The sequence below is a fragment of the Leifsonia shinshuensis genome (assembly GCF_014217625.1).
Taxonomy (GTDB): domain Bacteria; phylum Actinomycetota; class Actinomycetes; order Actinomycetales; family Microbacteriaceae; genus Leifsonia; species Leifsonia shinshuensis_A.
Genome location: NZ_CP043641.1, coordinates 1,564,318 through 1,584,411, shown reverse-complemented (window position 1 = coordinate 1,584,411; position 20,094 = coordinate 1,564,318). Strand labels below are relative to the sequence as shown.

Sequence of the window (20,094 nt, the reverse complement as noted above, 5' to 3'; positions counted from 1 at the left end):
CATCACCCGAAGGCCACACCCGAGCAAGGAGCGCAAGCCATGACCGACGCCGCCGACTGGCAGTTCGAGACCAAGCAGATCCACAGCGGCGCCGCGCCGGACCCGGTGACCAACGCGCGCGCCACCCCGATCTACCAGACGACCTCCTACGTCTTCAACAACGCGCAGCACGCCAAGAACCTGTTCGCGCTCGCCGAGTTCGGCAACATCTACACCCGCATCCAGAACCCGACCCAGGCGGTCGTCGAGGAGCGCGTCGCCGCGCTCGAAGGGGGCACCGGCGCCCTCCTCGTCGCGTCCGGCCAGGCGGCGGAGACCTTCGCGGTGCTGAACATCGCGCAAGCCGGCGACCACATCGTGTCCTCCAGCTCGATCTACGGCGGCACCTACAACCTGTTCAAGTACACGCTCGCGAAGCTCGGCATCGAGACCACGTTCGTGGAGAACCAGGACGACGCCGAGGAGTGGCGCCGCGCGGTCCGCCCGAACACCAAGCTGTTCTTCGCGGAGACCATCGGCAACCCGAAGATCAACATCCTCGACATCGCGCTCGTGGCCGAGGTGGCGCACGAGTCCGGCGTCCCGCTGATCGTGGACAACACGATCGCGACCCCGTACCTGATCCGCCCGTTCGAGCACGGCGCCGACATCATCGTGCACTCGGCAACCAAGTTCCTCGGCGGTCACGGCACGGTCATCGGCGGCGTCGTCGTCGACGGCGGCACGTTCGAGTGGTCGAAGAACGCGGACAAGTTCCCGGGCCTGACCCAGCCGGACCCGTCGTACCACGGCGCCGTCTACACGGCGGCGGTCGGCGACGGCCTGGCCTACATCATCAAGGCGCGCGTGCAGCTGCTCCGCGACCTCGGCGCCGCGATCGCGCCGGCCAGCGCCTGGCAGCTCATCCAGGGCATCGAGACGCTCTCGCTCCGCGTCGAGCGTCACACGCAGAACGCGCAGGAGATCGCGGAGTTCCTGGAGGCCCACCCCGACGTGGCCACGGTGAACTACTCCGGCCTGCCGACCAGCCCGTGGTACGCCGCGGCCAACAAGTACGCCCCGAAGGGCGTCGGTGCGGTGCTGTCGTTCGAGCTCAAGGGCGGCGTGGACGCGGGCGCGGCCCTCGTCGACAGCCTGAAGCTGTTCAGCCACCTGGCCAACATCGGCGACGTGCGCAGCCTGGTCATCCACCCGGCCTCGACCACGCACTCCCAGCTGACCCCGGAGCAGCAGCTCACCGCGGGCGTCACGCCGGGCCTGGTGCGCCTCTCGGTCGGCCTGGAGAACATCGACGACCTGAAGGCCGACCTGTCGGCCGGACTCGCCGCGGCACGCGCCGTCGTGGAGGCCGCCCGGGTCTGACCCGCCATCGAAACGTGAGTCGTTGCGGAAACCAGTGACATGGAATCCGCAACGACTCACGTTTCGTTGTCGTTGATCCGGTCAGACCTGCGCGACGTCCACGCACTGCCGCAGCAGCGCGATGGCCTCCCGCGCGTCGGCGGTGACGAACGTCTGCCGCTCGCCTGCGCGGTCGCGCACGGCCCGGTCGAGCAGCTCCGCGTGCTCGGGCCAGCGTTCGGCGGCGGCGCGGGCGGCCTCGGTCTTGGAGAGGATGCGGCCGGACTCCATCGTCGCCACCAGCCGGATCGGGCCGAGGGCCAGCCAGCGCACGGTCTCCGAACGCACCGGGTCGCCGGGCTCGCGATCGGAGAGCTCGGTCTCCGCGCTGTCGCCGACCGGCGCCCAGAAGTCGACGAGGTCGCTGCGCGCGCGGGTGGCGAGGTGCGTCGCAGTGTCCGGGTGCCGGTCCGAGGTGGGTGTCCAGATCACGTCGCCGCCGTCCACGACGCCCTGCACGCCGTCCTCCAGCTCGCGCCACGTCGCCCAGCTCAGGCTGCCGCCGGCGAGGGCGCTGAGCAGGACGCCCTCCACGACCTGCGGCGCGGTCTCCACCTGGTCGGGCCCGCGGGCGATCTCCGACTCGGTCAGGTAGACGCCGTCGATGTGCGGCGACGACTCCGCGTGGAGGGAGGCGAGAGCCGGGAGGTCGTCAACCGGATCGCGGGTCACGACGAACACCACGTCGATGTCGCTGACGCCGTCGTACCAGTCGCCGGTCGCCGCCGATCCAGTGACGACCGCGCGGCTGACCAGGCCGGGCGCGCGGCGGCGTTGCTCGAGAAGAAACCGGGTGAGTGCCTCGCCGACCTGCGGCGGTAGTTGAGCGTCCATGATCCCCCTCTGTCGAGTCCTGTCAGACGATCGTCGCCTCTGCGTCGGCGAAGGCCAGGCGCGGCACGAAGAACAGCAGCACGGCGGCAACCAGGGCGCCGAGTCCGCAGATGGTCCAGACCAGCATGTAGCCGAACAGGCTCGCGGCCGTCGCGGTGACGGTCGCGGCGCCGGTGAGCAGCACGACGCCGAAGACGGCGGAGGCGAAGGAGCCGCCGATCGTCTTGGTCGTGTTCGTCATCGCGGTGGCCACGCCGGTCTGCCCGCGCGGGGCGGCGGCGGCCGCCGCGGCGGGAAGAGCCCCGACCAGTGCGCCGGAGCCGATGCCTGCGATCGCCATGTTCGTGAACACCTGCCAGGTCTCCAGGTGGAACGGCAGGAACAGCAGGTAGCCGATCGCCACCAGGAAGGACGCGCCGATCAGGGTCACGCGCGGGTTCAGCCACGACGACACCACGGGGAAGAGGACCGCGCCGACGATCATCGAGATGAGGTAGGCGCCGATCAGGATGCTGCGCTGCCCGGCGCTGAGCCCGAGTCCGTAGCCGTTCACCGGGTCGGTGCCCGCATAGGTGCTGAGCGGCGCCTGCGCGCCGAGGAGGCTGATCCCGATGAGGCCCGCAGTGAGCTGCACGGGCCACATGTTCGGCTGCCGCAGCACGCGGAGGTCGATGGCCGGGTCCTTCTGCTTCAGCTCCCACCGGCCGAACGGGATGAACGCGAGCACGCCGAGGACGATGAGCGCCCACACCCACCAGGTGCCGACGCCGTTGATCCGGAGGAAGGTCAGTCCCGACGTGATGAGCAGCAGGGCGAGGGTGAGCAGGACGAAGCCGACGCCGTCGAGCGTCCGTCCCTGCACCGGCTCCGACTCCGGGACGCCGAACAGGATCGCGAAGAAGACGAGCGTGACCGCCGCGGCCGGGACCATCAGGGTGGTCGTCACGTTCTGGCCGAGCGCGTCGAACAGCAGTCCGGCGCCGATCGCGCCGACGATCGCGCCGAACTCCAGCGCCACCACGAGCAGGCCGGCCGCGCGGCGCGTGCGCGACGCGGCCGTGTTGGTGCGGCGGCCGCGGTCGAAGATCAGCGCGATCTCGAGTGGCAGCCAGACCACGTAGAAGCCCTGCAGCGCGAACGCGATCAGGTAGGTGGTGAAGTCGTGCGAGAACGCGAGCGCCCAGCTCGACAGGGCGGTGAGCACGGTCGCGACCAGCAGGATGCGCTTGTGCCCGAACATGTCGCCGAGCTTCGCGAGCACCGGGACCACGAGCGCGGAGAGCAGCAGCTGGGCGGCCTCGAACCAGTTGTAGTCGGCGTCGTGGATGCCCAGGTGCTTGACGATGTCGGAGATCAGCGGCACGTAGTAGCCCTGCAGGATGCCGCTGGTCAGCTCGACCAGAGCCAGCCAGCCGATGAGGGCGGCGGTCGCGCCGATCGCCGTGGACGCCCGACGCTGGGCGACCGTCTTCTCCGAAGTCATGCGCGGATGCTAACACCTGCTGTGCCCTTGTACGGTAGATGCGTGGCCAGCGAACTCGACGATTCAGGTGCAGACGTTCTCGAAGAGACGGAACGGGAGGTCCTGGGCTGGCTCGAGTTCGGCGACGCGGCCCGTCACCTGGCCGGTGAGGTGGTCGAATCCGGCTTCGAGCCCGACATGGTCGTGGCCATCGCGCGCGGCGGTCTGCTGCTCGCCGGCGCCATCTCGTACGCCCTCGGGATCAAGGCCTGCGGCGCCCTGAACGTCGAGTTCTACACCGGCGTCGACACCCGCCTGCCCGAGCCGGTGGTCCTCCCGCCGATGCTCGACTCCGCTGCCTTGGAGGCCAAGCGCGTGCTGCTGGTGGACGACGTGTCCGACTCCGGCCGCACCCTGGCGCTCGTTGTCGACCTGATCGCGGCATCGGGCGCCGACGTGCGCACGGTGTGCCTGTACTCGAAGCCGCGCACGGTGCTGGAGCCGGACTTCGTCTGGCGCCGGACGGACCGCTGGATCACGTTCCCGTGGTCGGCGCTGCCGCCGGTCACGGCCTCCACGCACTGATCGCAGCTGCCGTGCCCAAGTCGTTGTCCGAGCTCGCCGCCGACGGCTCGATGGACCCGGGCTGGGCGCAGGCGCTCGCCCCGGTGTCCGACCGCATCGCGGGGATGGGCGACTTCCTGCGCGCCGAGGTCGCGGCGGGCCGGCCGTACCTCCCGGCGGGGGAGAACGTGCTCCGGGCGTTCCGCGCGCCCTACGCGGACGTGCGCGTCCTCATCGTCGGCCAGGACCCGTACCCGACCCCCGGGCATCCGATCGGACTGTCGTTCGCGGTCGAGCGCCATGTGCGCCCGATCCCGCGCAGCCTCCAGAACATCTACCGCGAGCTGCGCGACGACCTCGGCGTCGTCCCGCCGCCGCACGGCGACCTCAGCGCGTGGGCGGGTCACGGCGTGATGCTGCTGAACAGGGTGCTGACGGTGCGTCCCGGAGCCCCGGCCTCCCACCGCGGCAAGGGCTGGGAGCCGGTCACCGAGCACGCGATCCGCGCCCTGGTGGAGCGCGGCCGGCCGTTCGTGAGCATCCTCTGGGGAAGGGACGCGTCCACGCTGAAGCCGCTGCTCGGCGGCAATCCGGTCATCGAGTCCCCGCACCCGAGCCCGCTGTCGGCCTCCCGCGGCTTCTTCGGCTCCCGGCCGTTCTCCCGGGCGAACGCGCTGCTGGAGCAGGCGGGGGAGAAGCCCGTGGACTGGTCGCTGGAGCCGTAACGCGGCCGAAACGCGCGACGACGTACCCTGGAACGGTGCTGGAAGAGGAATACGAGACCCGCCGGGTGCTGCCGCGGCACCTGCGCAAGCCGGAGCCCGCGGAGTCGCCGTTCGACTACGCGATCCGGGAGGCGCGGCCCGAGGACATGCCCGACGTGCGGGAGATCTACAACCACTACGTCGCCAACAGCACCGTCACCTTCGATGAGGACGCGATGACGCTGAAGGAGTGGAAGAGCAAGTTCGCCTACCTCCACAAGCTCGGGATGCCGTTCATCGTCGCCGAGTCGCCCAGCGGGCAGATCCTCGGCTACGCGCTGGTGTCGCCGTGGAAGCAGAAACGCGCCTACCGCTTCACGGTCGAGAACTCGATCTACCTGGGCGCGGCCTCCACCGGCAAGGGCCTCGGCCCCGTCCTGATGCAGGAGCTCATCGACCGCTCGAAGGCCGCTGGCCTCAAGGAGATGATCGCGGTCATCGCCGACAAGGGCGCGGAGGCCTCGATCAAGATGCACGAGAACTTCGGCTTCACCGAGATCGGGCGGATGGGCCGGGTCGGCTACAAGTTCGAGCGCTGGCTGGGGACGGTGCTCATGCAGAAATCCCTGAAGTAAGGCGCTCCCGCCCGTCGGGCGTTCCCGCCGCTAAGGTGTGGTCCGTGACCACCGCCACCCCGCACACCGGCGAGGTCGCCTCCGCCGCCCCGGCGACGCCCGCGAACCTCCCGCTCCGCAAGCGTCCGTTCGACATCTTCTTCGTCGTGATGTTCTCGCTGTTCAGCCTGACCTGCGTCATCAGCGACGCCATCCCGACGCTCGGCATCCCGCAGACGGCGACGACGACCAACATCCTCGCGCAGTGGAACTACACGTACTCGTCGCAGTACGACCCGCTCTACCAGCACGAGGCGCTGTGGCTGCGGTTCATCACCGGCACCAGCGCGTTCGTCTACCTGCCGTTCTACATCCTGCTGATCGTCTGCCTGGTCAAGGGCTTCAACTGGATCCAGCTGTTCTGCGTGATCTACGCGACCATGATCATCAGCCTGACGGCCATCCCGATCTTCGGCGTCGAGTTCTTCGGACCGGTGGGGGAGCGCACCCCGAACCCGGTCGTCTTCCTGCTCTACAACGGGCCGTACGTGCTGGTGCCGTTGCTGCTGCTCATCCGGATGCGCAAGCCGATGCCGTTCACCAGGAGGTTCTGATGCCGCTGCTGGAAGACCTGTCCGTCTACGAGGACGGCGACGTGTTCACCGTCTACGACCACTCCTACGAGGACGAGGACGCCGAGCCCGGCCGCGGGAGGCTGCTCGGCACGGTCACGCGCGGGGCGGGTGGCGACTACGTGCCCGAGGGTCCCGGCGCGATGTTCGCGTGGATCGCGCCGGCGCGCACGATCGACGACGCGCTCGCGGCCTTCGTGGGTTGAGGCCGGCGCCGGTGAGTCCGGCACCCATGGGGCCGGGGCCGCTCACGCGGCCGGGTGGCGGCCGCCCAGCTCCAGGAGGCCGACGCCGCCGATCAGCAGCACCAGGCCGAGGATCTGCACCCAGGTCAGCGACTCGCGGAAGAACACCCAGGAGATGACCGCGATCGCGGCGACGCCGACGGCCGACCAGATCGCGTACGCGACGCCGAGCGGCACGCCGCGCGACAGCGACTGCGACAGCGCGACGAACGAGGCGACGTAGCCGACTACGACGATCGCGAACGCCCACCACTTGGGGTTGTCGCCCGAGGTGAACTTCAGGAAGGTGGTCGCGACGACCTCCGTCGCGATGGCGATGGCGAGGAAGATGTAACCCAGCACGGCACCACGGTAGCGATCGAAGGGGGAGATCGGATGGACGACACAGCCGACGTTGCGGCGGAAGGCGCCGCGCCGGTGCGGCAGCTGCGAATCGTGGTGGAGGCCGAGGACTACGACGAGGCGCTCGCGTTCTTCCGCGACGTGCTCGGGTTGCCCGAGCAGGAGAGCTACGCCGGCGACGGCGGCGCCCGGGTCGCCATCCTCGACGCCGGCCGCGCGACGCTGGAGCTCGCGAACCCGGCCCAGAAGGCGATGATCGACGACGTGGAGGTCGGCCGCCCGGTCGCGCCGCGCATCCGGCTGGCCTTCGAGGTGGACGACGGGCGAACGGTCACCGCGCGGCTGGTGGCGGGTGGCGCCGAGCTGATCGCGCCGCCGACGGTGACGCCGTGGAACTCGCTGAACTCGCGTCTGGCGACGCCGGCGGACCTCCAGGTGACAGTGTTCCAGGAGTTGGGCTGAGGTCCGCTATGGGTTTGCCGAGTATCCCGGCCGGCGCGCTCGCGCCGACCTAGGCTGACGTCGACGACATCGTCGGACGGCCCGCGTGGCGGGTCGGCCGAGTGAGGCCGATGGCACAAATCGTGGCCGGGAGCAGGGCTCCCGGCCACGTCCATGCCCGGCGTCCAAGTCGCGGGCGCCGCCGCGCTCAACTCCGCGGCGTCGCCCTCCCGAGCACCGCGAACCCGGCCAGTGCGAACAGCGCCGTCGGCAGCAGCAGCCATGCCGTCACCCCGACCGGGCCGTTGGCGACGAACCAGTCCCCGACCGCTCCCCAGCTCCCGGTGAAGGTGATCAGTGCGGCGCCGCCGACGATCAGCAGCACCAGGCCCGCGATCACGGCGAGCACGCCGTACATCCGCCAGCGCATGAACAGCGCCGCCGAGAACGCGCCGATCGCGAAGAAGAACAGCATCCCGCTGAACACGATGAACAGCCGTCCCGCGAACGACTCGCCTGCGAAGTAGACCGACGTGAACAGGTGGCCGCCCAGGCCCCAGCCGTTCGTCCACTCCTCGACCATGGACAGCACCGCGAAGCCGAGCGCGTAGCCGGCCGCCAGCAGCAGGAAGGTCAGCCCGGAGCCGAGGGAGAAGTCGCGCCGGGTGACGCTGTAGCCGAGCGCGAACGGGAAGGTCGCCGAGATGACCTGGATGCCCACGACCAGCATGTAGACGAAGATGTAGAACCCTCCGCCGCTCCACTGGGTGCCGTCCATGGCCTTCACGCGGTCGGCCGGGTCCGTCGCGCCCCAGATGATCCACCAGATCAGCCAGTTGACGAGCCAGATGAAGAACATGATCATCACCGGCACGTAGATGGTCGTCCACTTGTTGACGAGGTTCAGGCGGACGACCCGCCAGACGCGTGCCGCGGCGGCGGGGGAGGTGCGCAGCGCCGGTGTGCCGGGGGTCTGCGAGAGGGTGGTCATGCGCTCTGCTCGAATTCTGTCTCACGGACGTTGGTCTTGCGGACGATGAGTTGCTGGAGGGAGACCGGCGCGAGCTCCAGTCCCGCGGCGGCGGCCTCCGCACGTTCTCCGGCGCCGAGCCCGGCGACGGTCACGGAGGCGAGGCCGCCGATGCCGTCGCGGTGCAGCACCTCGCGGCCGCCGACGAAGGCGTCGACCGCGGTGCGCGGGCCGACGACCGTGGTGGCCGACGTGCGCAGCGCCTCCGCGTCGTCGTCCATCAGGATGCGGCCCTGGTCGATGACGACGACGTGCTCCAGCAGGTTGGCGACCTCGTCGATCAGGTGCGTGGAGAGCACGACCGTGCGCGGGTGCTCGGCGAAGTCCTCCAGCAGCCGGTCGTAGAAGAGCTGCCGAGCCACCGCGTCCAGGCCCAGGTACGGCTCGTCGAAGAAGGTCAGCGGCGCACGGGAGGCGAGGCCGACGATGACGCCGACAGCCGAGAGCTGGCCGCGGGACAGCTTCTTGATCCGGCGGTTCAGCGGCAGCCGGAACTCCTCCACGAGCCGGTCGGCGAAGTCCGCGTCCCAGTTCTCGAAGAACCACGGCGCGCTGCGCAGGACGTGCTTGGGCTGGAAGTCCTCCGGATAGCGCTGGCTCTCCTTGATGAAGCAGATGTTCTGGAGCACGCGCGCGTTCTCGGTCGGCTTCTCGCCGAAGACCCGGATGTCGCCGCTCGTGACGAAGTCCTGGCCGGTGATGAGCTGCATCAGCGTGGTCTTGCCTGCGCCGTTGCGCCCGAGGAGGCCGTGGATGCGGCCGGGCTTGATGGTGAGCGAGACGTCGTCGATCGCGGTGAACGATCCGAACCGCTTGGTCACCCCCGACACCTGCACCGCGGGAGCGATGGAGGTGGGGGCAGGGGCCTGGCTCATGCGCTGACTCCTTCCTTCTGGATCATCTGGCTGAGCTGGTCGGGGCCGATCCCGAGCTTCGCCGCTTCGGCGAGCAGGGGCCGGAGGTATTCGTCGCGGAAGGCGTCGCGCCGTTTGGCGACGAGCCGTTCGCGCGCGCCGTCGGAGACGAACATGCCGATGCCTCGTTTCTTGTAGAGGATCCCCTCGTCGACGAGGAGGTTGACGCCTTTGCCGGCCGTGGCCGGGTTGATCCGGTAGAAGGCCGCGAACTCGTTCGTGGACGGCACCTGGGTCTCCGGCGGGTAGACGCCGTCGATGATGTCGTTCTCGATCTGCTCGGCGATCTGGACGAAGATCGGCTTGCCTTCTTCGATCATCCGAACCTCATGGGTTCATTAGTCATGTAACTAAGTAAGCAACAATGCACGCATTTTGTCAAGGGCGCGTGTCGAGGGCATAGCGTGGACCCGTGGAACTCCATGAGATGACGGCGCTGGCGTTGTGGCAGGAACTGCAGGCGGGGAGGGTGTCGCCGCGGGAGCTGGCCGCCCACTACCTCGACCGGATCGAGCGCCTGAACCCGCAGCTCGGCGCGTTCGTCACCGTCACCCGGGAGCGCGCGCTGGAGCGGGCGGACGAGGTCGCCGAGCGCGTCCCGAAGACGGCGCCGCTGTGGGGACTGCCCTCCGGAGACAAGGACCTCTGGCTGCGCGCCGGCGTGCCGACCGGCTTCGGCTCGCGCGTGATGGCGGGCTTCGTCCCGGACCGCTCCGACGAGATCGTGGTGACGCTGGACGCCGCGGGCGCCGTGAGCCTCGGCAAGACCAACGCGCCCGAGTTCGGCCTCCCCGCCTACACCGAGTCGCTCGCCGCGCCGCCCGCCCGGAACCCGTGGGACCCGTCGCTCGGCGCGGGCGGGTCGAGCGGAGGTGCGGCCGTCGCTGTGGCGAGCGGGATGCTGCCGTTCGCGCCCGGCTCCGACGGCGGCGGCTCGGTGCGCATCCCGGCCGCCGCGTGCGGACTGGTCGGCCTCAAGCCCTCGCGCGGGCTGGTCCCCGCGGGCAGCGGAATCGACTCGCTCGCGGGGCTCGTCGTGGCCGGCCCGCTCGCCCGCACCACCGCGGACGCCGCGCTCCTGCTGGACGGGATGATCGCGAAAGTCGGCGGTCACATCGACCACCACTTCACGCTGCGCGCGCCGTACGAGGACGACGGCCCGTTCCTCGGGACGGCGATCCGCGGCGAGGGCCGCTTCCAGCTCGGGGTGATGACGACCTCCGCGTGGGATGACGCCTACGACATCGTGGTCTCCCCGGAGGCCCGGTCGGCGCTCGATGCGGCGGTGGAGGCGTTCGCGGCGATGGGGCACGGCATCGAGGAGACCGCCCTGGAGCCCGACCCGAGCTACGCCCCGGCGTTCCGGACGATCTGGCAGGCCGGCGCCGCGCGCATCCCGGCCGAAGGGGAGGCGCTGGCGCTGCTGGAGCCGCTGACCGCGTGGCTCGTGCAGCGCGGCCGGACCATCCTCGCCCGCGAACTCAGCGAAGCGCTCAGCGCGCTGACCGCCTACGAGCGCTCGTTCATCCGGCAGCTCGCCTCGTTCGACGCGGTGCTGACGCCGGCGATGGCGCTCACGCCGCGGCCGGTCGGCTGGTACGACCAGGAGGACGGCGAGCGCAACTTCGAGCAGCAGGTGCTGTACACGCCGTTCACGTCGATGCTGAACGTGACCGGGCTGCCCGCGATCGTGCTGCCGGTCGCGCAGACGGCGGACGGCCTCCCGATGGGCGTGCAGCTCATCGGCCGCCCCGGTGGCGAGCGCACCCTGCTCTCCCTGGCCGCCCAACTCGAGCGCCGCATCCGCTGGGACACCCGCCGCCCGCCGACCTGGTGACGCCCGACCGCCGTCGCCAACGGAGGACATCCGCCCTCCCGCACCCCGGTTCTCCTCCGCTGACTGCCCGGTACCGGCGTGTCGGCCCGGATCTCCTCCGTTGTTCACGGCGGTGAACCAGCGCTACCCTGCCCTCGTGGACGATCGGGAGGCGTTCGTGCTCGGCGAGGCCGCCGCGCTCGCGGCGCGGTGGCTCGACGGCGTGCGGGACGGGAGCATCCCGCCGACCGCCGACGTCGAGGCGGTCAAGGACGCGCTCGGCCGACGCCTCCCGGAGCGCGGGCCTGCTCCCGCCGAAGTCCTGGGGCACCTGGCCTCCGCCGTCGAGCCCGGGCTGATGAGGATGCACTCGCCGCGGTTCCACGGCTGGGTGATCGGTGGCGCGCAGCCCGTCGCGCTCGGCGCCGACTGGCTGGTGGCGGCGTGGGACCAGAACACCGCCCTGCGCGCGGTCACCCCCGGCGTGATCGCGGCGGAGGAGCTCGCCGCCGAGTGGATGCTCGACCTGCTCGGGCTGCCCTCCGACGCGGAGGTCGGCTACGTGACGGGCGCGACCGTCGCGAACCTCGTCGGCCTGATCTGCGGGCGCGACGAGACGCTGCGCCGCGCCGGCTGGGATGCGCGCACCGACGGTCTCGCCGGAGGCCCGCGGGTGCGTCTCCTGGTCGGGGCCGAGCGCCACGGCTCCATCGACAGTGCCGCGATGCTGGCCGGGCTCGGCGCCGGACGTCCGGTCGACGCCGACGAGCAGGGCCGCCTCCGGGTGGACGCGCTGCGGGCGGCGCTCGCCGACGGCGACGGCCCGGCGGTCGTCTGCCTCCAGGCGGGCAACGTCCACTCGGGCGCGTTCGACCCGCTGGCCGACGCGATCGAGGTCGCGCACGCCGCGGGAGCGTGGGTCCACATCGACGGCGCGTTCGGGCTGTGGGCCGCGGCGGCCCCTGGTCTGCGCCACCTCACCGAGGGGATGGCGGGCGCCGACTCCTGGGCGACAGACGCGCACAAGACGCTCAACGTCCCGTACGACAGCGGCGTCGCCGTCGTCGCCCACCCGGAGGTGCTGCACGCCTCGATGGCGCAACACGCGGCCTACCTGGCGGCGATGTCGGGGGCGTCGGATCCGGAGGACCGGGTCCCGGAGCTCAGCCGCCGCGCGCGGGGGGTTCCGGTCTACGCGGCGCTGGCCCAGCTGGGACGCGCGGGGGTCGGCGAACTGGTCCAGGGGCTCGTCGACGCCGCGACCGTGATCGCAGAGGGGCTCGCCGGCATCCCGGGGGCGCGCGTGCTCAACGATGTGGTCTACACGCAGGTCTGCGCCACGTTCGACGGCGACGACCGCACCCGCCGGGTGGGGGACGCGCTGCGGGCGGGCGGCGTCGCGCTGGCGTCGCCGTCGGAGTGGCACGGGAGGGCGGTGCTGCGGTTCTCGGTGAGCAACTGGCTCACGGACGCCGTGGAGGCCGGGCGCACGGTGGAGGCGGTACGGGAAGCGGTCGCGGCGACCGCGTAGCCCGGGCTCAGCGCCCCGCCGCGTACCCCTGCATCCCGCGCGGATTCGCCGCCGCGCTCAGCACACCCGTCTCCGGATCCCGCCCGACCGACGACAGCCGCCCGAGCGTCCACCCACCGGCCCGCGTCACCACGTGCCCGCGCGCCTCCAGCCCCGCGATGACCTCCTCGCCGAGCCGCGACTCCACCACCGCGCCGGCCGGCGCCCACGTGCGCGGCCAGAACGACTCCGCCAGCGACGTGGTGTGCAGCGCGGGCGCGTCGATCGCCTGCTGCGGCGTGTAGCCGCCGACGAGCGTGCGCAGCAGGTACAGCAGCTGCCACTGGTCCTGCTGATCGCCGCCGGGCGAGCCGAGCGCGGTGACCGGGACGCCGTCGCGCAGCACGAGGGTGGGGGTGAGCGTGGTGCGCGGGCGCTTGCCGGGCTCCAGGGTGGAGGCCGAGCCCTCCTCCAGCCAGGTCATCTGCAGGCGCGTGCCGAGGCAGAAGCCGAGCGCGGGGATGGTCGGCGACGACTGCAGCCAGCCTCCCGACGGCGTCGCCGAGACGATGTTGCCCCAGCGGTCCACGTCGTCGATGTGGCAGGTGTCGCCGCGGGTCGTCCCGTCGCGGGCGACGGTCGGCTCGCCGACGCCGGCGATGGCCTCCGCCAGCGGGGGCTCGTACTCGGTGCGCAGCGGCGGCAGGAACGGCTCGGCTCCGTCGACCCGGCCCGGACGGAACTCCGCCGATGCCCGGTCGCCGATCAGGCCGCGGCGCGCTGCGATGTACTCGGGTGCCAGCAGCTCCGCCACCGGCACGCGTGCGTCGCCGAAGTAGGCGTCGCGGTCGGCGTAGGCGAGCTTCTGCGCCTCCAGGATCGTGTGCGCGCCGAGCTCCGACGACGGGTCGAGGCGCTCGTCGTCGAACCCGTCGAGGATGGCCAGCGTCTCCAGCAGCGCGGGTCCCTGGCCCCACGCGCCGGTCTTCGCGATCGTGTGCCCGCGGAACTCCAGCGTCGTCGCCGGCTCGTACGTGGCGCGGAAGGCGTCGAAGTCGGCCTCGGCGATCACGCCCGCGTGGTCGGTGCCGGGGGAGTGCCGGTGCGGGATGCGTGCGAAGGCGGACGCCTCCTGTGCGACCCGGCCGGTCGCCCACTCGGTGCGGGCGGCCTCCACCCGGTCCTCACGGGTCGACGCGCCGTCGCCCGCGGCGATCAGGTCGCACAGCACCCGCGCGTACGCCGGGTTGCGGATCAGCTCGCCGGCCTCCGGGACGCGGCCGCCCGGCATCCAGTGCTCGGCCGACGACGGCCAGTGCTCGGCGAACAGCCCGGACACTGTGGCGATGGTGCGGCAGACGCGCTCCAGCACGGGGTGGCCGTCCTCCGCGTAACCGATGGCGAAGGCCAGGACGTCGCCGAGCTCCCAGGTGCCGTGGTCCTTCAGCAGGAGCAGCCAGGCGTCGACCGCGCCCGGGACCGCGGCGGCGAGGGCCCCGGCGCCGGGGACGAGTTCGAGGCCTTCCGCGCGGTAGTGCTCCCGCGTCGCGCCGGCCGGCGCCGGACCCTGGCCGGCCAGCACGACCGGAGTCGGGTCGTCCGCCGTCGCGAACAGCGCCACCAGGTCGCCGCCGGGGCCGTTCAGGTGCGGCTCGACCACGTGCAGCACGAATGCGCCGGCGACCGCGGCGTCGAACGCGTTGCCGCCGCGCTCCAGGACGGCCTGCGCGCTCGCGGTCGCCAGCCAGTGCGTGGAGGCCGACATGCCGAACGTGCCGGTGAGGGTCGGGCGGGAGGTGACGGCGGGGGGAGGGGTGAACGTCATGGACTCCAGTCTGCACCTGCGTCCGTGGGCCGCCGTCTCGCATAGGGTGGTGCTCCGTGTCCGTCACTCATCGCCTGGGCCGCGCCGACGCCGATCGGCTGCATCTGGCCCTCATGCTCGCCCTCACGTTCTCGACCGGTGTCGTCGACGCCACCGGCTACCTCGGCCTCGACCGGGTCTTCACCGGCAACATGACCGGCAACGTCGTGCTGCTCGGGATGGCGCTGACCGGGACCACCAACCTCCCGATCCTGCGCCCGCTGCTGGCGCTCGGCGCGTTCCTCGCGGGCGCCGTCGTCGGCAGCCGGCTGGTGCGCCGGGACGACGGCTGGTCGGGACGCGTGACGGCGACGCTCTGGGTGATCGCCGGCCTCCTGACCGCGATCGCCGCGCTTCTGGCGTTCGCGCTGCACCTCGATCCGCAGCTGATCGGCACGATCGCCACCTCGGCGCTGGGCTTCGCGATGGGGATGCAGGCCGCGCTCGCGCGCCGGGTGAAGGTCGCCGACGTCACCACCGTGGTCGTCACCTCCACGCTCACCGGCCTCGCCGCCGACAGCCGTCTGGCCGGAGGGAACGGCTCGCTGTGGGTGCGGCGCGCGCTCGCCGTGCTGCTCATCACCGCGGGCGCGGCGGCGGGCGCGCTCGCGCTGCTCGTGCACGTCTCGCTCGGCGTGCTGCTGTCGGCGGTGATCACGATCGTGGTCGCGACGCTCGGCCACACCGGCCACCGCGCCCGCGCGGCGGCCGCCGTCTAGCGCGACATTCGTGCCGAATGTGGCCTTTGGTCGCGTCAAACGCGACATTCGTGACGAATGTGGCCATAACCGGCGCGAGGCGCATTCGTGCCGAATGTGGCCTTTGGTCGCGCCAAACGCGACATTCGTGACGAATGTCGGCTCAGTCGAGCAGGCGGCGCAGGGAGACCGGGGCGCGGTTGCGCCACGCGTCGGTCATCAGCTCGCGCAGCAGCCCGGGCTCGATGTCGGAGAAGTCGACGTGCGCCGACGACAGCCGTCCGGCGTACCACTGCTCCGAGCAGTGCTCCGGCCACGCCGCGGCGGCCTCCCGGATGCCGGCCTCGCCGAGCATCAGGTTCACCGTCGAGGTCTCCGGATCGAGCATCGTCGCGTACCGCTTGCCGCGGACGCGGAACGCCGGGAGGCCGCCGTGCTCGTACTCCTCGGCCTCCGGGAGGCCCAGGGCGAGCGCGTGCACGGCGGCGGCGTCCATCAGTTCACCGGGCCCGTGTACTTCTCGCCCGGCCCCTTGCCGATCTCGTCCGGGAATGGCGACGCCTCCCGGAAGGCCAGCTGCAGCGAGCGGAGGCCGTCGCGCAGGCTGCGCGCGTGCTGGTCGCCGAGGTGCGCGGCGCTGGCGGTGACCAGGCCGGCGAGCGCGTCGATCAGCTTGCGGGCCTCGTCCAGATCGGTCTGGTGCTCCGGGTCGTCCGCGAGGCCCGTCTTCACCGCGGCGGCGCTCATCAGGTGCACGGCGGTGGTCGTGATGACCTCGACCGCGGGCACCTCGGCGATGTCGCGGGTGGCTCCGGCGATCGCCTCCTCCTCGTGGTTGTGACCGTCAGGGATGGGGGATGTGTCGCTCACTGCTTTCCTCTGCTAGAATCGTTCGGGCTCCGGGGCATCTGCCTCGGGACGAAAGTGGAGATTCCTCCCACCCGCGCTTGACCGCTTTACAGGTTACCGGGTCGTTGCACTCCGCCGACGTGCGTCAGCACAGCGGTAGCCAGGGTGCTGCACCAGCCCCGCGAGATTTCTTGCGGGGCTGCGCTGGTGCGTGGAATCCCTACTTTCTCCGAACCGTCGGAAGACGGCCCGAGCACTCGAAGCATCGCTCATCAGAGGAGACTGACATCAGCGAACCCCGTACGAATGACCGTATCCGCGTCCCCGAAGTTCGACTCGTCGGCCCCAGCGGAGAGCAGGTCGGCGTCGTCAAGATCGAGGTCGCCATCCGACTCGCGCAGGAGGCGGATCTCGACCTGGTCGAGGTCGCGCCCAATTCCAAGCCGCCGGTCGCGAAGATCATGGACTACGGCAAGTTCAAGTACGAGGCTGCGCAGAAGGCCAAGGAGGCCCGGCGCAACCAGGCGAACACCATCCTCAAAGAGGTCCGGTTCCGCCTCAAGATCGACAAGCACGACTACGAGACCAAGCGCAAGCGCGCCGAGGGCTTCCTGAAGTCCGGCGACAAGGTCAAGGCGATGATCCTGTTCCGCGGCCGCGAGCAGTCGCGTCCCGAGCAGGGCGTCCGCCTGCTGCAGCGCTTCGCCGAGGACGTCGCCGAGTTCGGCCAGGTCGAGTCGAACCCGACCATCGACGGTCGCAACATGGTGATGATCATCAGCCCGCTCAAGAACAAGTCCGAGGCCAAGGCCGAGGCCAACGCAGTACGTGCCGCTTCCAAGGCGCGCGCCCAGGGGCGCGACCAGGAGGCGGTTGCTGAGACAGCCGACGCTGCTCAGTCCGAAGAGAGTTCGCCCGCCCAGGCGACGAACGAGGAGAAGTAATGCCCAAGCAGAAGTCCCACTCCGGCGCCAAGAAGCGCTTCAAGATCACCGGCAGCGGCAAGGTCATGAAGCAGCAGGCCGGTATGCGCCACAACCTGGAGCTCAAGTCCAGCCGTCGCACCCGTCGACTGAACCAGGACCAGGTCGTCCCCGAGGTGGACGCCAAGGTCATCCGCCGGATGATCGGCAAGTAGAGCTCCTCCCCGACACGCACGTAAGGAAAATCGACTAATGGCAAGAGTGAAGAGGGCTGTCAACGCCCACAAGAAGCGTCGGGTCATCCTCGAGCGCGCCGAGGGCTACCGCGGTCAGCGGTCGCGCCTCTACCGCAAGGCGAAGGAGCAGGTCACCCACTCGCTCGTCTACGCATACCGTGACCGCCGCCAGAAGAAGGGCGACTTCCGCCGTCTCTGGATCCAGCGGATCAACGCCGCGAGCCGCGCGAACGGCCTCACCTACAACCGCCTCATCCAGGGCCTGGGCCTGGCGGGCGTCGAGGTCGACCGTCGCATCCTCGCCGAGCTGGCCGTGAACGAGCCCGCGACCTTCGCGGCGCTCGTGGAGACCGCGAAGAAGGCCCTCCCGGCCGACACGTCGGCCCCGAAGGCCGCGTAAGCAGCTGCACCACACGAACGGCCCGGTCCTCCCGACCGGGCCGTTCGGCGTTCCCGCCCCCGTCGCCAACTCCGGAGATCGCGCCCGTCTCGTCCCGGATGTCCGGAGAAACGGACACGTCGGCGGCGTGTCGGCCGGAGTCTCCGGAGTTACCGCAACTCCGGAGACTTGGACCGACACGCCGGCCGGATGACCGGAACTCCGGAGTACCGGGCTCGGGAGGCGGGTATCTCCGGAGTTACGGAAACGGCGGATCGGGAACGCGCCGGAGCTACGGTTGCGGGAGGCCGCGCCGATAAGCTGTGCGCATGCTTGACAACCCGCGCTCCCCGCGCGTCCGCGCCGTTGCGAAGCTGGCGAAGCGCCCCGCCCGCGCCGAGACCGGGCTCTTCCTCCTCGAGGGGCCGCAGGCGGTCTCCGAGGCCCTCACCTACCGACCGGAGCTCGTCGTCGAGCTCTACGCGACGCCGACCGCGCTGGAGCGCTACCAGGACATCGCGCAGACCGCGGTGGAGGCCGGAGTCGACGTCGAGTTCGTCACCGAGCACGTGCTGGACACGATGGCCGACACGGTCACGCCGCAGGGCTTCGTCGCGGTGTGCCGGCAGTTTCCGACCTCCGTCCGCGACATCTTCGCCGACGAGCCGCGGCTGGTCGCGATCCTGGAGGAGGTGCGCGACCCCGGCAACGCCGGCACGATCATCCGCGCCGCCGACTCCGCAGGGGCGGACGCCGTCGTGCTCACCGGCCGCACCGTCGATCTCTACAACCCGAAGGTGGTGCGCTCCACGACCGGGTCGCTGTTCCACGTGCCGGTTGCGGTCGGCGCCGACCTCGCCGACGTGGTCGGCCGCGCGCACAGCGCCGGCTTACAGGTCCTCGCAGCGGACATCAAGGGGGAGGACCTCCTCGCCGCGCGCCAGGAGGGCCAGCTCGCCCGCCCGACCGCGTGGGTGTTCGGCAACGAGGCGCGCGGGCTCGCCGACGACCTGCTGGGTCTGGTGGACCGCGTGGTGACGGTGCCGATCTACGGCCGCGCCGAGTCGATGAACCTCGCGACCGCGGCGTCGGTCTGCCTGTACGAGTCGGCGTTCGCGCAGCGCTCCGAATGATCGATAAGCCTTGCGTTATATAACGCAGACTTGATAGATTGACCGTATGGACGGTCTGGAGGCGGTGGGCGACCCCGTGCGGCGGCGCTTCGTGGAGCTGCTGGCGCGCGGTGAGCGCACGGCCGGCGAGCTCGCGACGCTCGCCGCCGACGAGTTCGGGATCACGCAGCCCGCGGCCTCCCGGCACCTGCGGGTGCTGCGGGAGTCCGGTGTGGTGGCCTCCCGGGTGGACGGCCAGCGCCGGGTCTACGCGCTGGAGCCGGCCGGACTGGAGGAGGCGGCGGCCTGGTTCGACGGCTTGGCTGTCTTTTGGGAGCAGCGCCTCGACGCTCTCGGCACCGAGCTGGTGCGCGGCCGCAGAGGCACCAAGACGATCCACCACACCGGAAAGGCCGCATCATGACCCTCTGGGGAGAGCTCGCCCTCGACGGCCCGCGCCGCTCGGTGACGGTCGAACGGGAGTACCCCGCGACCCCGGCCGAGCTCTGGGCCGCGCTCACCGAGCCCGAGCGCCTGGCCCGCTGGATCGGCCGCTACGAGGGGACCCCCGACGGCTTTCGCCTCGCGATGGGCGGCCCCGACGCGGACGCCGTGGTCGACGGCCGCGTGCTGACCTGCGAGCCCGAGCGCCGCCTCCTGGTGACCTGGCGCTTCACCGGCGACGGCCAGGTCGAGGCGCCGACCGAGCTGGAGGCCGTCATCGAGCCCGCGGGGGAGGGGCGCGTCCTCCTGACCCTGACCCACCGGCGCGTGCAGGCGGTCACTGCAGCCGTGTACGGGGCGGGCTGGCAGGACGTCCTCACCCACCTGGCTCGCGAGCTCGGCGCGGACGCGAGCCCTCAGGAGCACGACGGCTACCTCGGCGAGGCCGCCGATCCCGCCGCGTTCGACGCCGCGCTGGACGAGTACCGCAGCGCGGAGGCCGCGCTCGTGGCGGCCACGATGACCCGGGAGGGCGAGCGCTCGGCCGTGTCCCTCCGACGCCTCCTCGACGCGCCCGTGGACGAGGTCTGGGACGCCCTCACCCTCCCCGACCGGGTGGGCCGCTGGCTCTGGCCGGTCGTGGAGTGGCCCGACGATCCCGCGCGCGAGCGCCGGCTGCGGCAGGGCGACGTGATGCGGCTCGGCGACGAGAACGTGGACGGCGCCGTGCAGGTCCTGGAGGTGCTCGACCTCGAAGACCGCGCCCACCTCCGCTTCACCTGGGGCGACGCTGCGGTGAGCATCCGCCTCACGGAGACCGGCGACGGCACGCTGCTGTCGCTCGAGCAAGACGGAGTGAAGGATACCTTCGGCGCCGGGCGGCTGCGCTCGGCGCCCGACTTCGCGGCGGGCTGGCACCAGCTGCTCGACCAGCTGACCCTGTTGCTCTCCGGGCTGACCGTCCCGGCGCCCGACCGGCTGTGGGAGGCCGCGTACCTGGTGTACTCGGCGGAGTAGCGCCCGGCCCGGCCGCCGAGCATCCCGCCTCGGCCGCAGAGCCCTCCACTTCCACCGACTAAA

At 71.3% G+C, this 20,094-nt stretch carries 25 protein-coding genes; 16 read left to right on the top strand and 9 right to left on the bottom strand.

Going from position 1 to position 20,094, the window contains the following annotated elements; translation table 11 throughout:
* The first annotated feature begins 39 nt into the window (after nt 1-39).
* Entirely contained in the window at nt 40-1,362 is a 1,323-nt protein-coding gene (locus F1C12_RS07675) for a bifunctional o-acetylhomoserine/o-acetylserine sulfhydrylase (RefSeq protein ID WP_185278190.1), read from the top strand.
* Nucleotides 1,363-1,443: 81 nt separating this feature from the next.
* Here F1C12_RS07675 and F1C12_RS07670 read toward each other — a convergent pair whose 3' ends face one another.
* Both F1C12_RS07670 and F1C12_RS07665 read right to left on the bottom strand, forming a co-directional pair.
* Complete coding sequence (locus tag F1C12_RS07670; RefSeq protein WP_258046164.1) at nt 1,444-2,235, bottom strand: aminoglycoside adenylyltransferase domain-containing protein; 792 nt, start codon at nt 2,233-2,235, stop codon at nt 1,444-1,446.
* Between the two features lie 22 nt (nt 2,236-2,257).
* A complete protein-coding gene (locus tag F1C12_RS07665) occupies nt 2,258-3,718 on the bottom strand; it encodes an MFS transporter (RefSeq protein WP_185278189.1) in 1,461 nt (486 codons plus the stop codon).
* A gap of 42 nt (nt 3,719-3,760) precedes the next feature.
* On the opposite strand from F1C12_RS07665, the gene F1C12_RS07660 reads away from it, so the two are divergent.
* From F1C12_RS07660 to F1C12_RS07640, 5 genes are read left to right on the top strand one after another with little or no spacing between them, the layout of a single operon-like run.
* Entirely contained in the window at nt 3,761-4,282 is a 522-nt protein-coding gene (locus F1C12_RS07660) for a phosphoribosyltransferase (RefSeq protein WP_185278188.1), read from the top strand.
* Nucleotides 4,283-4,332: 50 nt separating this feature from the next.
* A complete protein-coding gene (locus tag F1C12_RS07655) occupies nt 4,333-4,986 on the top strand; it encodes a uracil-DNA glycosylase (RefSeq protein ID WP_374939576.1) in 654 nt (217 codons plus the stop codon).
* A gap of 35 nt (nt 4,987-5,021) precedes the next feature.
* A complete protein-coding gene (locus F1C12_RS07650) occupies nt 5,022-5,600 on the top strand; it encodes a GNAT family N-acetyltransferase (RefSeq protein WP_185278187.1) in 579 nt (192 codons plus the stop codon).
* Nucleotides 5,601-5,644: 44 nt separating this feature from the next.
* Nucleotides 5,645-6,193, top strand: coding sequence for a DUF2781 domain-containing protein (locus tag F1C12_RS07645; RefSeq protein ID WP_185278186.1), 549 nt, complete (start codon nt 5,645-5,647; stop codon nt 6,191-6,193).
* Nucleotides 6,193-6,417: a hypothetical protein gene (locus F1C12_RS07640; protein WP_185278185.1), complete on the top strand. Its 225-nt coding sequence runs from the start codon at nt 6,193-6,195 to the stop codon at nt 6,415-6,417. Before F1C12_RS07645 ends, F1C12_RS07640 begins: the two co-directional genes overlap by 1 nt.
* 42 nt (nt 6,418-6,459) lie before the next feature.
* Here the strand turns inward: F1C12_RS07640 and F1C12_RS07635 are convergent, their stop codons facing one another.
* Nucleotides 6,460-6,798, bottom strand: coding sequence for a DMT family transporter (locus tag F1C12_RS07635; protein ID WP_219732690.1), 339 nt, complete (start codon nt 6,796-6,798; stop codon nt 6,460-6,462).
* A 33-nt stretch (nt 6,799-6,831) separates the two neighbouring features.
* Here F1C12_RS07635 and F1C12_RS07630 point away from each other — a divergent pair, with 33 nt between their 5' ends.
* Nucleotides 6,832-7,260, top strand: a complete 429-nt coding sequence (locus tag F1C12_RS07630) for a VOC family protein (RefSeq protein ID WP_185278184.1) — start codon at nt 6,832-6,834, stop codon at nt 7,258-7,260.
* 187 nt (nt 7,261-7,447) lie between these two features.
* Here the strand turns inward: F1C12_RS07630 and F1C12_RS07625 are convergent, their stop codons facing one another.
* Genes F1C12_RS07625 through F1C12_RS07615 form a run of 3 tightly spaced genes read right to left on the bottom strand, consistent with a single transcriptional unit; the run spans nt 7,448 to nt 9,503 of the window.
* A complete protein-coding gene (locus F1C12_RS07625) occupies nt 7,448-8,230 on the bottom strand; it encodes a hypothetical protein (RefSeq protein WP_258046163.1) in 783 nt (260 codons plus the stop codon).
* Nucleotides 8,227-9,144, bottom strand: a complete 918-nt coding sequence (locus F1C12_RS07620) for an ABC transporter ATP-binding protein (protein WP_185278183.1) — start codon at nt 9,142-9,144, stop codon at nt 8,227-8,229. The genes F1C12_RS07625 and F1C12_RS07620 overlap by 4 nt, the downstream gene beginning before the upstream one ends.
* On the bottom strand, nt 9,141-9,503 hold the full coding sequence (locus tag F1C12_RS07615; protein WP_179607460.1) for a GntR family transcriptional regulator: 363 nt from the start codon (nt 9,501-9,503) through the stop codon (nt 9,141-9,143). Before F1C12_RS07615 ends, F1C12_RS07620 begins: the two co-directional genes overlap by 4 nt.
* 107 nt (nt 9,504-9,610) lie before the next feature.
* Here F1C12_RS07615 and F1C12_RS07610 point away from each other — a divergent pair, with 107 nt between their 5' ends.
* Nucleotides 9,611-11,020: an amidase gene (locus tag F1C12_RS07610; protein WP_185278831.1), complete on the top strand. Its 1,410-nt coding sequence runs from the start codon at nt 9,611-9,613 to the stop codon at nt 11,018-11,020.
* Between the two features lie 136 nt (nt 11,021-11,156).
* Complete coding sequence (locus F1C12_RS07605) at nt 11,157-12,530, top strand: pyridoxal phosphate-dependent decarboxylase family protein (RefSeq protein WP_185278182.1); 1,374 nt, start codon at nt 11,157-11,159, stop codon at nt 12,528-12,530.
* A 7-nt stretch (nt 12,531-12,537) separates the two neighbouring features.
* On the opposite strand, the gene F1C12_RS07600 is transcribed toward F1C12_RS07605, so the two are convergent.
* Nucleotides 12,538-14,334 carry a gamma-glutamyltransferase family protein gene (locus tag F1C12_RS07600; protein WP_185278181.1) on the bottom strand — a complete coding sequence of 599 codons (1,797 nt, stop codon included), beginning with the start codon at nt 14,332-14,334 and terminating at the stop codon, nt 12,538-12,540.
* Nucleotides 14,335-14,390: 56 nt separating this feature from the next.
* Here F1C12_RS07600 and F1C12_RS07595 point away from each other — a divergent pair, with 56 nt between their 5' ends.
* The gene (locus tag F1C12_RS07595; protein WP_258046162.1) at nt 14,391-15,092 is read left to right on the top strand and encodes a YoaK family protein; all 702 of its coding nucleotides are present in this window, start codon (nt 14,391-14,393) and stop codon (nt 15,090-15,092) included.
* Nucleotides 15,093-15,234: 142 nt separating this feature from the next.
* Here the strand turns inward: F1C12_RS07595 and F1C12_RS07590 are convergent, their stop codons facing one another.
* Nucleotides 15,235-15,567, bottom strand: a complete 333-nt coding sequence (locus F1C12_RS07590) for an MmcQ/YjbR family DNA-binding protein (protein WP_185278180.1) — start codon at nt 15,565-15,567, stop codon at nt 15,235-15,237.
* Entirely contained in the window at nt 15,567-15,941 is a 375-nt protein-coding gene (locus F1C12_RS07585) for a DUF1844 domain-containing protein (protein WP_185278179.1), read from the bottom strand. Before F1C12_RS07585 ends, F1C12_RS07590 begins: the two co-directional genes overlap by 1 nt.
* Before the next feature lie 266 nt (nt 15,942-16,207).
* Between F1C12_RS07585 and infC the strand changes: the two genes are divergently transcribed.
* The 6 genes from infC to F1C12_RS07555 all read left to right on the top strand — a co-directional run bounded on the left by infC (nt 16,208) and on the right by F1C12_RS07555 (nt 20,031).
* Nucleotides 16,208-16,864: a translation initiation factor IF-3 gene (infC, locus tag F1C12_RS07580; protein ID WP_185278829.1), complete on the top strand. Its 657-nt coding sequence runs from the start codon at nt 16,208-16,210 to the stop codon at nt 16,862-16,864.
* Nucleotides 16,864-17,058, top strand: a complete 195-nt coding sequence (gene rpmI / locus F1C12_RS07575; RefSeq protein ID WP_185278178.1) for a 50S ribosomal protein L35 — start codon at nt 16,864-16,866, stop codon at nt 17,056-17,058. Before infC ends, rpmI begins: the two co-directional genes overlap by 1 nt.
* A 37-nt stretch (nt 17,059-17,095) precedes the next feature.
* Entirely contained in the window at nt 17,096-17,479 is a 384-nt protein-coding gene (gene rplT / locus F1C12_RS07570) for a 50S ribosomal protein L20 (RefSeq protein ID WP_185278177.1), read from the top strand.
* Between the two features lie 308 nt (nt 17,480-17,787).
* Nucleotides 17,788-18,591, top strand: a complete 804-nt coding sequence (locus F1C12_RS07565; RefSeq protein ID WP_185278176.1) for a TrmH family RNA methyltransferase — start codon at nt 17,788-17,790, stop codon at nt 18,589-18,591.
* A gap of 46 nt (nt 18,592-18,637) precedes the next feature.
* The gene (locus tag F1C12_RS07560; RefSeq protein WP_185278175.1) at nt 18,638-18,994 is read left to right on the top strand and encodes an ArsR/SmtB family transcription factor; all 357 of its coding nucleotides are present in this window, start codon (nt 18,638-18,640) and stop codon (nt 18,992-18,994) included.
* Nucleotides 18,991-20,031 carry an SRPBCC domain-containing protein gene (locus tag F1C12_RS07555; RefSeq protein ID WP_185278174.1) on the top strand — a complete coding sequence of 347 codons (1,041 nt, stop codon included), beginning with the start codon at nt 18,991-18,993 and terminating at the stop codon, nt 20,029-20,031. Before F1C12_RS07560 ends, F1C12_RS07555 begins: the two co-directional genes overlap by 4 nt.
* Nucleotides 20,032-20,094: the final 63 nt, after the last annotated feature.